Below are 12,355 nucleotides of genomic sequence, written 5' to 3' on the forward strand. Positions count from 1 at the left end.
ACCTCCCTCTATTTATCTTAATAATAAAGGGTTAAAATGACTTTTAAGTGACATTGTAAAATTTAATTTTAAAAATCGCACCATCTTTTCCATTTTTTGAGATATATCTGTCATTGTTTGCCTCAACAATTGATTTTGCCATGGCAAGGCCTATGCCAAAGCCCTTAGAGTCAGGACTTTTGTAAAATCTTTCAAATATTTTTTTGAAGTTTTCTTCATTAATCCCTCCACCGTCATCTTCAATTGTTATCTCTGTATAAATTGGATTTTTATTTGTAGAAATTTTAATTTTTGTAAGACCATCAAGGCTTAAGGCATTCTTTATAATATTTATTAGGGCTTCAGAGATCCAATAATAATCGACTTTTATCTCATAATCCTCGTAGTTACAAATAACTTTTACCTTTTTCTCATCAATTGATTTTCTTAAAATATCCAAAACATAGTCAAGTATTTCTGAAATAAAAACTTCTCTCTTCTCCATCTTGTCTATATTTGCATCAAGACTAGATAGCTTTAACAAGATGTCAGCAAGAGAGTTGAGCCTTTCAAGTTGGAGCTCAAGCCCCTCAATCTCTTTTTCATTTTCTTCAGTCTTATCAATTGTTTCCAAGTCAAAGACCATTGAAGTGATTGGAGTCTTTATTTGATGGGCAATATCTTCTAGGTTTTGCCTTTGTTTTTTTGAATTTATTTCAAGGCTTTCTCTCGCCTCAACAAGTTCTACAAATATCTTATAAATTTTGTCTTCAAGTATAGAAAATTCATCTTGGACCATGGGGATTGAATAGTTCTTTTCTTCCAACCTATCTATAAGTTCTTCCAATTCCTCAATTCTATTCTTTTGTCTTTTCTTTAAAAAATAATAAAGGGCCAACAAGCTCACAGGGTAAAATAAATAAATCATCAGTCCATCCTATAACCTATTCCACGGATTGTCTTAATAATATCTCTGTCACTTTTATCTCTTATTCTTTTAATAGTGGCAGTAAGTGTATTGTCATTGACAAACTTTTCTCGCCTATCCCAAAATCTCTCTAGTAAAAAGTCCCTAGTAAAAATTCTATTTGGATTATTTATAAATAATTTCATCACTTCAAATTCCAGTGAAGTTAAATCTAGTTTTTTATCTTTATAATAAAAGCTTCCTTCCTTATTATTTAGAGCCAAGTCCTTGAAGCTAATAAAATCATCTTCTACAAGAGCCGTCCTAAGAGTCTTATCTATTCTCGCTCTTAAGATAGAAAGCTTAAAGGGTTTTGTAATGTAATCGTCGGCTCCACTATCTAGGGCTCTCACGATAAATTTCTCATCGTTTTTTACTGTTGTGATTATTACTCTCACATTGTTTTCTCTCAAAGTCTTCAACAAATTAATTCCATCCCTATCAGGCAAATTTATGTCTAAAATTGCCAAGTCATAAGAATTATTTATTTTTATCCTTGCTTCTTCAAAGTTTTTACAAGTTTCTACTTTAAAATTATTTTTTGACAAATAGGACTCAATCCCTCTTGATAAATTTTCATCGTCTTCTATTAAAATTATTTTTTTCATTTGATCACCTAACACAATCTTGTAAACAAATTCTATCACACTTTAGTTTTTAAAAGAATTCTTAATCTTTTTGCGTTCTTATAAATCTTCCCAACAAAAAAAGCACCAGCTTTCGCCAGTGCTTGTGATTTTAACTCTTTTAATTTTTAAAATTATTTTGCTTGGTTGATTGCATCATTTGCTGCTTCAACAAATTGATTGTAGGATTGTGTTGCGCCAGTCACTGCTTCAACTTATTCTACTGAACCCTTTTCTGTAAGTTCTTGTCCGTAAGTTTGTGAAGCTTCAAGTGTCATTTGTGCAGTCTTGTGTCCTTCTTCTCCAGCTTCTTTACCGTAGTCTTCTCCCTTTTCACTTCCGTCTTTTTGAAGGTTCTTAACTTCAGTGTTAGAGATCTTTCCGTCGGCTACTGTGATTGTAACTTCCATGTGTCCACCAAAGTCATCTTCTGATGATTTACCTGTGTAAGTTCCATCTTTTAATGCCATAGCTTCATCAGTTGCCTCTGCATTATTCGTTGCTTCTAGCTTTGTAGAATTATCTTTAGCTGTATTTTCTTTTGCATCGTTTTTTGCTCCACATCCAACTAGTGTTAGCGAAAGTAGTGCTACTGATGCTAGTGTAATTTTCTTATTCACTGTCTCCTCATAATTTCTTCTTTTATTAATAAAAGCAAAATATGATTAAGATTTCAAAATTTTTATTCTGCAAAGTCCTCTAAATTTATTTCCACAAAATTTATGCTGCCTCTTGATACAATTTTCATCTCGCCTGTGAGTTGATAAATCCAATTAGATATAAAGGGCTCATGGGATACTAGAATATAGTTTTCATCTTGGTCTAAAGTTTTTAAAATATCCCTTATCCTTGCTCCTGCAAGATAGTCCTTGACTTCATAAGTTGAGTCCAAATGTTTTGCCAAGATTTCTGCAGTTTCCTTTGCCCTTTCAAGAGGTGAAGAATAAATCTTATAGGACCTCTTGTCCTCTAAACTATTTGCAAAAGCCTTAAAAGAATTTTCCAGTTTAACCCTTCCAATGGTAGTCAATTTTCTCTTGAAGTCATCATCAGCATAAATTTCTGCTTCCCCATGTCTTATAAAATATATTTTCATTTTCTGTCAATGTTATAGAAGGCATCAAAGCCTGGATAAATTGCTAAGTCGCCTAGTTCATCTTCAATTCTTAGAAGTTCATTGTATTTTGCAATTCTTTCTGATCTTGCTGGCGCTCCAGTTTTTATAAAGCCAGCGTTTGTTGCAACTGCAAGGTCCGCTATTGTTGAGTCTTCACTTTCTCCTGACCTGTGAGAGATTACTGCTGTGTAATTGTGTCTCTTTGCAAGTTCTATGGAGTCAAGTGTTTCTGTTATTGTTCCAATTTGGTTAAACTTAATTAGGATTGAGTTTGCAGATTCTTTTTCTATTCCTTCTTGAAGTCTCTTTGTGTTTGTTACAAAGAAGTCGTCTCCAACTAATTGAACCTTATCGCCTAATAGGTCTGTCAAGTGCTTCCAGCCATCCCAGTCGTCTTCATCAAGTCCATCTTCTATAGAATAAATTGGGTATTCCTTTACTAATTCTTCATAGAATTTTGAAAGTTCTTCTGATGTGAACTCACGACCTTCTCCTTCAAGAATGTATTTTTTCTTGTCCTTGTCATAGAATTCTGAAGCTGCAGCGTCAATTGCAAGTACAATGTCCTTGCCTGCTTCATAACCTGCCGCCTTTACAGCTTCAAGGATGCAGTCAAAGGCTTTTTTATTGGATTCAAGATTTGGTGCAAAGCCACCTTCGTCACCAACACCAGTAGAGAGTCCCTTGTCCTTTAAAACTTTTTTAAGTGCGTGGTAAACTTCTGCTCCCATTCTTAAAGCTTCCTTAAAAGTTTTTGCTCCTATTGGCATAATCATAAACTCTTGGATGTCCACGTTGTTGTCAGCGTGTTCGCCACCGTTGATTATATTCATCATTGGGATTGGCATAGTTTTTGCATTTACTCCACCAAGGTATTGGTAAAGTGGCAGTCCAGCTTCATTTGCTGCTGCCCTTGCTACTGCAAGAGAAACTCCAAGGATTGCATTTGCTCCAAGATTGCCCTTGTTTTCGCTTCCGTCAAGTTCAATAAGCATATTGTCAATGCCAAGTTGGTCAAAGCAGTCAAAGCAAATTAATTCTTCAGCAATTTTTTCATTTACATTTGCAACTGCCTTTTCAACTCCCTTGCCATTGTATCTATCTTCTCCATCACGAAGTTCTACTGCTTCGTGGATACCAGTTGATGCACCACTTGGCACAATTGCAGAACCAAAACCACCATTAAGTGTTCCCACTTCTACCTCAACTGTTGGGTTTCCCCTTGAATCAAGAACTTCTCTCGCATAAACGTAATCAATTAAACTCATAATTCCTCCTAATTTAAATAAATTCTAATTTAATTATATTAAAATAAAGACTTGCCAGTCATAAGCTCTGGCTGATCTAATCCCATAATTTTTAAAATTGTTGGCGACAAGTCGCAAAGGGCTCCGTCAGACCTAAGTTCCTCATCCCTGTTAAATAAAAATAGGGGAACAAGGTTTGTGCTGTGGCTTGTTACAACATTGCCTTCATTATCAATCATGTACTCACAGTTTCCATGGTCTGCAGTAATTATTGCTGCTCCGTCCTTTTCCTTTAAGACCTTTAAAATTCTTCCAAGGTCATGGTCCACAGTTTCCACTGCCTTTATGGCAGCCTTTAGGTCTCCTGTGTGACCAACCATGTCTGGATTTGCAAAGTTTAAAATTATCAGGCCATACTTGTCCTTTTCCAAACTTTCTATTACCTTATCTGTAACTTCATTGGCAGACATTTCTGGTTTTAAATCATAGGTTGCTACCTTTGGAGACGGGACCAAGATCCTGTCCTCTCCTTCAAAGGGTTTTTCACGCCCACCATTAAAGAAAAATGTAACGTGGGCATATTTTTCTGTCTCGGCAATCCTAAGTTGCTTGATTTTATTTTTTTCAAGAACTTCTCCAAGAGTATCCTTTGGAATTTCGTCCTTAAAGGCAACTAGCTTATTCTTTATTTCCTTGTCATATTCTGTCATAGCAACAAGAGTAGTGTCTATTTTTTTTCTTTCAAAACCTGCGAAGTCATCATCCACAAGGGCCCTTGTAATTTGTCTAACCCTGTCTGGTCTAAAGTTGAAGATAATAACAGAGTCACCATCTTTTATTTCAGAGCCTTTGATAAATTTTGCAGGTTCTAAAAATTCATCAGTAACATCCTTATCATAGGATGACTTTATATAGGAAAGAATGTCTTCTTCAGTGAAGTCCACATCACTTACTAGGTTGTCGTAGTATTTTTTAGTTCTTTCCCATCTCTTGTCACGGTCCATGGCATAATATCTTCCAGAAATTGTGGCAATTTTTCCATTTCCAACTTTTTCTATTTCTTCTTGAAGCTCTCTTATATCATCAAGGGCTGCGTGAGGAGAAACATCACGTCCATCAGTAATTGCATGGATGTAAGTTTTCTCTATTTCCTCTTTCTTCATTAATTCTATAAGAGCCTTTAAGTGATCAAGGTGAGAGTGAACTCCGCCCTTAGACACAAGACCAATTAGGTGGAGGCTGGAATTATTTTCTTTGACATTATCAATTGCCCTTTTAAATTCTGGATTTTTGAAAAATTCTCCAGATTTAATGGACTCACTTATCTTAGTTAAATTTTGGTAGATAACTCTTCCTGCCCCAATATTTAAGTGGCCAACTTCAGAGTTCCCCATTTGTCCATGGGGAAGCCCAACATATTCTTCGCTGGCATAAATTTTTGTGTGAGCTGAAGTTTTGTAAAGCTCATCAAGGGTTGGAGTCTTAGCAAGTTTAACTGCATTGCCTACTTGGCTTTCATTTATCCCAAAACCATCTAAGATTATTAGCATTGTTGGTTTCATAGATTTTCACCAGCTTTTATAATTTCTATAAAGTCACTAGCCTTTAGACTTGCTCCACCAACTAGGACCCCATCAATATTTTCCTTGGATAAAATCTCTCCTGCATTTGATGGCTTAACAGATCCACCATATAAAATTCTAATTTGTTGAGAAATTTCTCCATATTTTTCATCAATTACATTTCTTATTTCCCTGCACATGTTTTCTGCATCTTCTGATGAGCAAGTTTTTCCCGTTCCAATTGCCCAAATTGGTTCGTAGGCAATAGTAAGATTTTCTAAGTCATCAACTCCATCAAGAGAATTTAAAAGTTCATCTCTTACAAAGTCAATTTCCTTGCCTTCTTCTTTGATTTCAAGGGATTCACCTAGACAAAGAATTACTGATAAGTCATCTGCAAGGGCCTTTTTCACCTTGGCATTTATAATCTCATCACTTTCAGAAAACTTTTCACGTCTTTCAGAGTGGCCGATGATTACATCCTTAACTCCAATGTCCTTTAACATGGAAGTTGAAACTTCGCCAGTGAAAGCACCATCTTCAAATTCTGATACATTTTGTCCTGCAACTTTTATCTCATCTTTTAAGTTTTTTCTTAGACTTTCCAGAGTTACAAAACTTGGTGCTATTAAAATATCAACTCTATCAAAGTCAAAATCATTTATTTCTTTTGCAAATTCAAGGGCCTCAGAAGAAGTCTTGTTCATCTTCCAATTTCCACAAATATATTTTTTTCTCATGCTTCTTCAACTGCCTCAATACCAGGAAGTTTCTTTCCTTCAAGCATCTCAAGACTTGCTCCACCACCAGTTGAGATGTGAGTTAAGTCATCTGCAACTCCTGCCTTTTCAACAGCAGCAACAGAGTCTCCACCACCAACAATTACTGTAGCATCAAGCTTAGCTAGAATTTTTGCAAGTTCAATAGTTCCGTGGGAGAATTCTTCAATTTCAAAAACTCCACAAGGTCCATTTAAGACTACAGTCTTTGCCTTAGAAAGTGATCCCTCAATATCCTTTAGACTTTCTTTACCAATGTCTAGGATCATGTCATCTTCTGCAACATCGTCCACTTCTTTTAAAGTTCCCTTTGCCTTATCAGATACTTCTGGAGCAACAATTACGTCCTTTGGCAGGATTATTTCAACTTGGTTTTCTACTGCCTTTGCCATTATTTCTCTAGCAAGGTCTAGCTTGTCATCTTCTACAAGAGATTTTCCAACTTCAAGTCCCTTTGACTTTAAGAAGGTGTTGGCCATGGCACCAACAATTACTAGAAAGTCAACTTTTTCCAATAGATTTTCTATTACTCCAATCTTGTCAGAAACCTTTGATCCACCAAGGATTGCTGCAAAAGGTTTTTCTGGGTTTTTAAGAGCATCTTCAAAGTATTTAATTTCTTTTTCAACTAGAAGTCCTGCACAAGATGGTAGGAATTCAGTCACACCAACATTTGATGCGTGAGCCCTGTGGGCAGTTCCAAAGGCATCATTAACAAAGATGTCGCCAAGAGATGCAAGCTTTTTTGCAAAATCAGGGTCGTTCTTTTCTTCGCCCTTTACAAATCTCAAATTTTCAAGAAGGGCTATCTCGCCTTTCTTTAATTCTTTTACTTGACTTATAACTTCCTCATCAACAACTTCCTTGGAAGGAATAAATTTTACATCCTTCTTTAAAAGTTCTGAAGCTCTTTTTGCAACTGGTTCAAGGGATAAGTCTTCCTTGTATTCTCCCTTAGGTCTACCAAGGTGACTCATAAGGACAACTTTGGCTCCATTTTCTATTAAGTATTCAATAGTTGGGATTGCCTTAATAATTCTGTCGTCGCCAGTTACCACTCCATCCTTAAGTGGAACGTTAAAGTCCACCCTAACAAGAGCAGTTTTATCATTAAAATCAAAATCTCTAATAGTTTTTTTCACATTACACCTCTAATTTTAGATTTATACCGTCATATTCCGTCAATTTATCATTTAAATTATACCACAAATCATAAAGAGTTGAAGTTAGTGGTAGGCTTTATAAATATTTATTCTCTCCTAATTTTAAAATTTATCATTAGATTTTCACAAACCTTTATTTTGTTTTTTTTGATATAATGTGATAAATCATTAAATTATAAAAGCTTTGATTCTTTTGAGATTTAATTTGAAAAGAGGTAATAAAATGTACTTTAACCTACATAGATATAAAAATGGAGACGTAAACGTCGTAATTTAAGTTTTATCTATCATTTAATGGAGGTCTTTATTATGAAAATGCAAATAATAAAATTACTTACAATAATCCAACCTCATTATCTTTTTAACATAATCGAGATTATACTTTTGATTTTAATATTAAAAAAATTAAAAGAACTATTTAAGGAGATGTGATTTTATGGAAAAATATGAAGCAACTATGACAATCCTAACAGGTCTAATTCCCTATACAATTTTACATTTGATTAAGATTGTCTTACTTATAAAAATATTAAATCTTTTAAAACAATTTAAAAAATAAAAAAAACAAAAAAATTGGAACCGAGATAATTTTTTCTCAGTTCCTTTTACTTTTATAAATAAAATTTTTATTAATATAATTTTGCTCCTGCTGGAATTTTGTCTTCTAGCATCACCAAGTTTAATAGTTCTTCCCCATCATAGTCGCTTCATATTTTCTCTCCTTGTTGATGACCATTACCATAAAAAAATGGTATACAATAAATTTTTACAAACACGATTTATCTCACCATTTTTACAATTTTCTTTAAATCAGGCAAGACATCCTCTTTAAAAAAAGGATTTTTTGCTATCCACCTGTTGTTTAGAGGACTTGGGTGGACTATTGGGAAATATTCTGGCAAAAATTCTTTGTAAGATTTTACTGTTTCAGTTAAATTTTTCTTAAATTTATCCTTCAAATAAAACTTTTGTGCATAGGCTCCTATCAAAATGGTTAACTTTATATCCTTCAATTCATTTAATAATAGTGGGTGGTATTCTTTTGCAATAAAAGATCTAGGAGCCTTGTCGCCTGATTTTCCCTTTCCAGGATAATAAAAATCCATTGGAATTATAGAAAAGTCTTCACTATGGAGGACGTCTTCCGATATACCCAACCATTTGACAAGATTTTCCCCACTCTTATCATTAAATAAAATACCAGTTTCTTCAACCTTTTCCCCAGGAGCTTGCCCAATTATCAAAATTTTAGATTTTGGATTTAGCTGGAATATTGGGTTAATTCCTCTATTTGTGTAGCTTTCATTCCTGCGATCTTCTTTTAATTTTTTAATAATAAGTTTTTCTTTCATAATTTTGCCATCACCTTCATTAGAATTAGAACCTTACCAAGCTTTAGGACAAGTAACAATTTTCGAAAAAAGTTTATTCTTAGCCTAGTAAAACTTTCAACTTACATAAGATTATTACCCATTTTTGTCTTGACTCTCATCATGAATTGCATAATCTACTATCATTCCTTGTGATGTTAGATTTTCTTTTTTAAATCTTTAAATTATGCTTTTGTCTTTGTTGCTTCTTCTAATAGGATTTTTATTTCTTCATCTGTTAGTTCTTCTGCATTTTCTATAAGGCTTTCTAAGATTGCTCCTCTTGTTATTAGCCTATGAGTTCTTTCTTTTCTTCTTTTTACTATGTCTTGTTTTAATATCTTTTTTTCTTGATTTTTTAGTTGCCTTAATCTCTCTTCCCTTTCATCAATTTTATCTTTTATTTCTTTTGATTCTTGTCTTATTTGTTCTAATTTTTTCATAAAAAACTCCTTTCTTGTAATAAAAAAAGAGATAACATTTTTGCTATCCCTTTCAAAGTTTCATTATTAAAAATATTATATTATCATCTCCTAAAGTCAGATATAGAAAAAGTGCCTAAAATCATAGGCACTTTAAGAAAATTTGATTCAATATTTTTATTCATATATGAATAATTCATCTACAGTGGTCTCAAGAGCTGTTGCTAGTTTAAAAGCAAGCTCAATAGTAGGATCATACTTATTATTTTCAATAGCATTAACAGTTTGTCTAGTGACTACGCATATATCTGCTAATTCTTGTTGCAACAATCCTTTATCGGTTCTAAATTCTTTGATGTGATTTTTCATTTGTCTTACCTATACTTCCTCATATTAATTAGGTAGGAAATATTAAAGGCTATTGATATTATACCGACATAAATTATCGGATTATCTTCAAATCCTATACTAGAATTTTGCTCAAAGAAAATGTTCCAAATTATGTTTAAAATTAGGAATATTATTCCTACCACTAATGCAGTTAATCCAGGTTTTCTTACAACATATCCCTTTCTTTCATCTCCTTTTTTAATTAATGTCACTATAATAATTAATGTACATACTAGTGAAGCAACCATAAATAACCATAGTAAACCTAAAACAAACATTTGATGTGATTCAATAAATTTTATAAGATTCATATTGACCTCCTTATGTCAAATACTTTTGATATTAAATAATGATATTAGGTTTATATAACTATAAATCCTCTATTATAATAGACAGATTGTACCCTTTTTTTGACAAAGAAAAAAGCGACTAAGTATTAATCTTAATCGCTTCAAAAATATTCTGAAGATATTTTTCCATAATTTTTTATAAAAAATTTAATCAACTGTTTAATAACGCTGTTAGATATAGAAGTAATAAAGATAGACATATTCCAGATAAATAGTATAATTCTGCGATCTATCTCCATCACTTTTAATGGCTTTTATAATAAACATCGGTGTCAGGTATGCTACCACAAGAGCCATGATAATAATTATTGCATTCATAAACCTCACCTCAATTTTACTGAATATATTGTCTTTACTTAAATAAATCAGAGTGTGAGCCAGTTCTTACTAGAGATAATACTAAAACCTCTTCTATTTTTTCATATATCAACAAAAAATCTGGCCCTATATGACATTCTCGAGTCCCCTTGTAATTTCCAGATAATGAATGATCTCTATATTTTTCATCAAGAGTTTCATCTCTAGCTATTTTTTCAATAATATCAAACAACTTTTCAATATCTTTCCCTTGTTTTTTAGCCTGCTTTAGGTCTTTTTTAAATCTCTTTGTAAACTTTATTTTATACTTCAAGGGCTTTCCTCAAGTCATCCATATTGTCATAGGATTTCACATTCGTATCTTTAGCTATCATTCTTCCTTCTTCAATCGCTTTTATAGTTTCATCACTTGGAACATTAAGTTTTAACTCAAAGGGAATGCCACTTTCTCTAATACTCGCCCTTAAAAACATATTAATTGCAGTAGTCATATTTAAACCTAAACTGGAGTATATTTTTTCTGCTGCTTCTTTTATTTCTTTATCTGTTCTTATATTCAAATTTGTTGTAGCCATTTCATCATCTCCTTTGAGATTATTATATGACTAAATTCGTGTGTAGTCAATACACTGTCATTATATTTGATACATTAATTTTACTGTTAATATTCTTCATTATCATACTCAAGTAAATCACCTGGTTGACAATCAAGCTCCCTACAGATGCTCGCTAAAGTGTTAAACCTTATGCCTTTGGCTTTTCCTGTTTTTAATATTGATAAATTTGCTTCGGTTATCCCTATTCTTGCTGCAAGCTCTTTCGATGTCATATTTTTCTTTTTTAACGCTTGATCTAGATTTATAATTATTTGATCTTTCATTTTCAAATTATACTTTCCGAATCTTCTTTTAAAGATTTTCCCGAATTAAATATCATCATTGATGAAAATGCTATAACCATCAAAATTATATTCGTTAAATAATCCTTAATAGTTAAATTAAAAACACTGCTAATATTGTCCACTTTAAGATAATTGAAAACTAGCATAGAAATAATTTGACAAATCGTCAGAATTATAAGCGCTATTAATATATCTCTCGAATATTTTGAATTTAAGTCTGAAAAATAATCTTTCTTCTCTAAATTCACTAAAATCTTCTCAAATTTATCCAATGAGAATCCAGCAACAATGAATATCATAAGAGCACTCAAGCATGAATAAATAATAAAAGGAAGTGAAACTTCTTGTAGATTAAATTGATGAGATTCAACTACTTGTATTACATCATCTTTAAAAATCAGAGTTAATACACTTCCAAGCAAGGTAAAACCTGCTCCTAAATATGAAATATATCTTAAAACCTTAGATAATATAATCGCTATTTTAAAAATAAAACTCTTCATAACTTCTCCTCAACACTTTCGTTTATCTATTATCATCTACATCTTTCCATTCTTGTACTCTATCCTTCAAATAATTTAAATCTTCTTTAGAAAGTTCCCAGGTTAATGAAGATGGCATCAAGGGCATTCCCTCCATTGTAATATATGGATAATTTTCATAAATGTAAAAATCTATCTTTGTAGCTTTTTTATCCTCTCTCTTGCTGGTTAATAAAAAGTGGTAGGACTCTATTGCATCATCTGGTATTTCTTTAAAATAAACGTCGAAGTTTTTATCATTAATATTTTCTACACTCATTCCTATCAAATTACTAAAGTAGTCTAGAACTTCTTGTTCTTCTGTTTCTACAATTTTTTTACTGTTAGAATCAAATATTTCAATCTTTTCTTCTTTTTTACTACTTGTTTGTTCTGTTGTAGTATTTGGACTACAAGAAGTTAAAACTATAGAAAAAATAAGAAAAATAGCCATTATTAAAAATCTTTTTCTCATGATAATCCTCCCCATTGAATTATTGTAAAACGATAATTATCTTTGATTATTATTGTAAAACAATAATTATAGTTTGTCAATATCATTTGTAATGACTTAAAACTTATCAAAGTCTTCTTGTGTAGCCACTTCCTTATATTTATATTCATCGTTATTCTTTTCTGTAAA

Annotated in this window: 18 protein-coding genes and 1 pseudogene; 1 reads left to right on the top strand and 18 read right to left on the bottom strand. The window is 32.4% G+C overall.

All coding sequences use genetic code 11. The features are described from left to right. Window positions 1-43: 43 nt before the first annotated feature. From HMPREF3023_RS07215 to pgk, 9 genes and pseudogenes are all read right to left on the bottom strand, one after another. On the bottom strand, window positions 44-907 hold the full coding sequence (locus HMPREF3023_RS07215) for a sensor histidine kinase (protein ID WP_070702115.1): 864 nt from the start codon (window positions 905-907) through the stop codon (window positions 44-46). Then, the gene (locus HMPREF3023_RS07220; protein ID WP_070702117.1) at window positions 907-1,554 is read right to left on the bottom strand and encodes a response regulator transcription factor; all 648 of its coding nucleotides are present in this window, start codon (window positions 1,552-1,554) and stop codon (window positions 907-909) included. Before HMPREF3023_RS07220 ends, HMPREF3023_RS07215 begins: the two co-directional genes overlap by 1 nt. A gap of 152 nt (window positions 1,555-1,706) precedes the next feature. Then, window positions 1,707-1,781 (bottom strand): annotated as a pseudogene (locus HMPREF3023_RS09865) (hypothetical protein); the annotation flags it as partial. A gap of 6 nt (window positions 1,782-1,787) precedes the next feature. Then, complete coding sequence (locus HMPREF3023_RS09550) at window positions 1,788-2,192, bottom strand: hypothetical protein (RefSeq protein ID WP_197721002.1); 405 nt, start codon at window positions 2,190-2,192, stop codon at window positions 1,788-1,790. Between the two features lie 62 nt (window positions 2,193-2,254). Beyond that, window positions 2,255-2,668, bottom strand: a complete 414-nt coding sequence (locus tag HMPREF3023_RS07230; protein WP_070702119.1) for a SixA phosphatase family protein — start codon at window positions 2,666-2,668, stop codon at window positions 2,255-2,257. After that, window positions 2,665-3,957, bottom strand: coding sequence for a phosphopyruvate hydratase (gene eno, locus HMPREF3023_RS07235; protein WP_070702121.1), 1,293 nt, complete (start codon window positions 3,955-3,957; stop codon window positions 2,665-2,667). Before eno ends, HMPREF3023_RS07230 begins: the two co-directional genes overlap by 4 nt. A gap of 38 nt (window positions 3,958-3,995) precedes the next feature. Further along, a complete protein-coding gene (gene gpmI / locus HMPREF3023_RS07240; protein ID WP_070702123.1) occupies window positions 3,996-5,498 on the bottom strand; it encodes a 2,3-bisphosphoglycerate-independent phosphoglycerate mutase in 1,503 nt (500 codons plus the stop codon). After that, the gene (gene tpiA / locus HMPREF3023_RS07245; RefSeq protein WP_070702125.1) at window positions 5,495-6,238 is read right to left on the bottom strand and encodes a triose-phosphate isomerase; all 744 of its coding nucleotides are present in this window, start codon (window positions 6,236-6,238) and stop codon (window positions 5,495-5,497) included. Before tpiA ends, gpmI begins: the two co-directional genes overlap by 4 nt. After that, the gene (gene pgk / locus HMPREF3023_RS07250) at window positions 6,235-7,419 is read right to left on the bottom strand and encodes a phosphoglycerate kinase (protein WP_070702127.1); all 1,185 of its coding nucleotides are present in this window, start codon (window positions 7,417-7,419) and stop codon (window positions 6,235-6,237) included. The genes tpiA and pgk overlap by 4 nt, the downstream gene beginning before the upstream one ends. 457 nt (window positions 7,420-7,876) lie before the next feature. Between pgk and HMPREF3023_RS09780 the strand changes: the two genes are divergently transcribed. After that, window positions 7,877-7,999, top strand: coding sequence for a hypothetical protein (locus tag HMPREF3023_RS09780; RefSeq protein WP_256373720.1), 123 nt, complete (start codon window positions 7,877-7,879; stop codon window positions 7,997-7,999). A 220-nt stretch (window positions 8,000-8,219) separates the two neighbouring features. Here HMPREF3023_RS09780 and HMPREF3023_RS07255 read toward each other — a convergent pair whose 3' ends face one another. The 9 genes from HMPREF3023_RS07255 to HMPREF3023_RS07295 all read right to left on the bottom strand — a co-directional run bounded on the left by HMPREF3023_RS07255 (window position 8,220) and on the right by HMPREF3023_RS07295 (window position 12,187). Continuing rightward, a complete protein-coding gene (locus HMPREF3023_RS07255) occupies window positions 8,220-8,792 on the bottom strand; it encodes a uracil-DNA glycosylase family protein (RefSeq protein ID WP_070702129.1) in 573 nt (190 codons plus the stop codon). A gap of 203 nt (window positions 8,793-8,995) precedes the next feature. Next, window positions 8,996-9,253: a DUF3847 domain-containing protein gene (locus HMPREF3023_RS07260; protein WP_070702131.1), complete on the bottom strand. Its 258-nt coding sequence runs from the start codon at window positions 9,251-9,253 to the stop codon at window positions 8,996-8,998. Window positions 9,254-9,409: 156 nt separating this feature from the next. Next, the gene (locus HMPREF3023_RS07265; RefSeq protein WP_070702133.1) at window positions 9,410-9,601 is read right to left on the bottom strand and encodes a helix-turn-helix transcriptional regulator; all 192 of its coding nucleotides are present in this window, start codon (window positions 9,599-9,601) and stop codon (window positions 9,410-9,412) included. A 5-nt stretch (window positions 9,602-9,606) separates the two neighbouring features. Next, a complete protein-coding gene (locus HMPREF3023_RS07270) occupies window positions 9,607-9,933 on the bottom strand; it encodes a hypothetical protein (RefSeq protein ID WP_070702135.1) in 327 nt (108 codons plus the stop codon). A 391-nt stretch (window positions 9,934-10,324) separates the two neighbouring features. After that, entirely contained in the window at window positions 10,325-10,603 is a 279-nt protein-coding gene (locus tag HMPREF3023_RS07275; protein ID WP_070702137.1) for a type II toxin-antitoxin system YafQ family toxin, read from the bottom strand. Beyond that, window positions 10,593-10,865: a type II toxin-antitoxin system RelB/DinJ family antitoxin gene (locus tag HMPREF3023_RS07280; RefSeq protein ID WP_070702138.1), complete on the bottom strand. Its 273-nt coding sequence runs from the start codon at window positions 10,863-10,865 to the stop codon at window positions 10,593-10,595. Before HMPREF3023_RS07280 ends, HMPREF3023_RS07275 begins: the two co-directional genes overlap by 11 nt. Window positions 10,866-10,951: 86 nt before the next feature. Beyond that, on the bottom strand, window positions 10,952-11,170 hold the full coding sequence (locus tag HMPREF3023_RS07285) for a helix-turn-helix domain-containing protein (protein WP_070702291.1): 219 nt from the start codon (window positions 11,168-11,170) through the stop codon (window positions 10,952-10,954). A 2-nt stretch (window positions 11,171-11,172) separates the two neighbouring features. Next, window positions 11,173-11,694, bottom strand: a complete 522-nt coding sequence (locus HMPREF3023_RS07290; protein ID WP_070702141.1) for a DUF2975 domain-containing protein — start codon at window positions 11,692-11,694, stop codon at window positions 11,173-11,175. A gap of 22 nt (window positions 11,695-11,716) precedes the next feature. Beyond that, window positions 11,717-12,187: a hypothetical protein gene (locus HMPREF3023_RS07295; protein WP_070702143.1), complete on the bottom strand. Its 471-nt coding sequence runs from the start codon at window positions 12,185-12,187 to the stop codon at window positions 11,717-11,719. Window positions 12,188-12,355: the final 168 nt, after the last annotated feature.

Source organism: Peptoniphilus sp. HMSC075B08 (assembly GCF_001815405.1).
Taxonomy (GTDB): domain Bacteria; phylum Bacillota; class Clostridia; order Tissierellales; family Peptoniphilaceae; genus Peptoniphilus_A; species Peptoniphilus_A harei.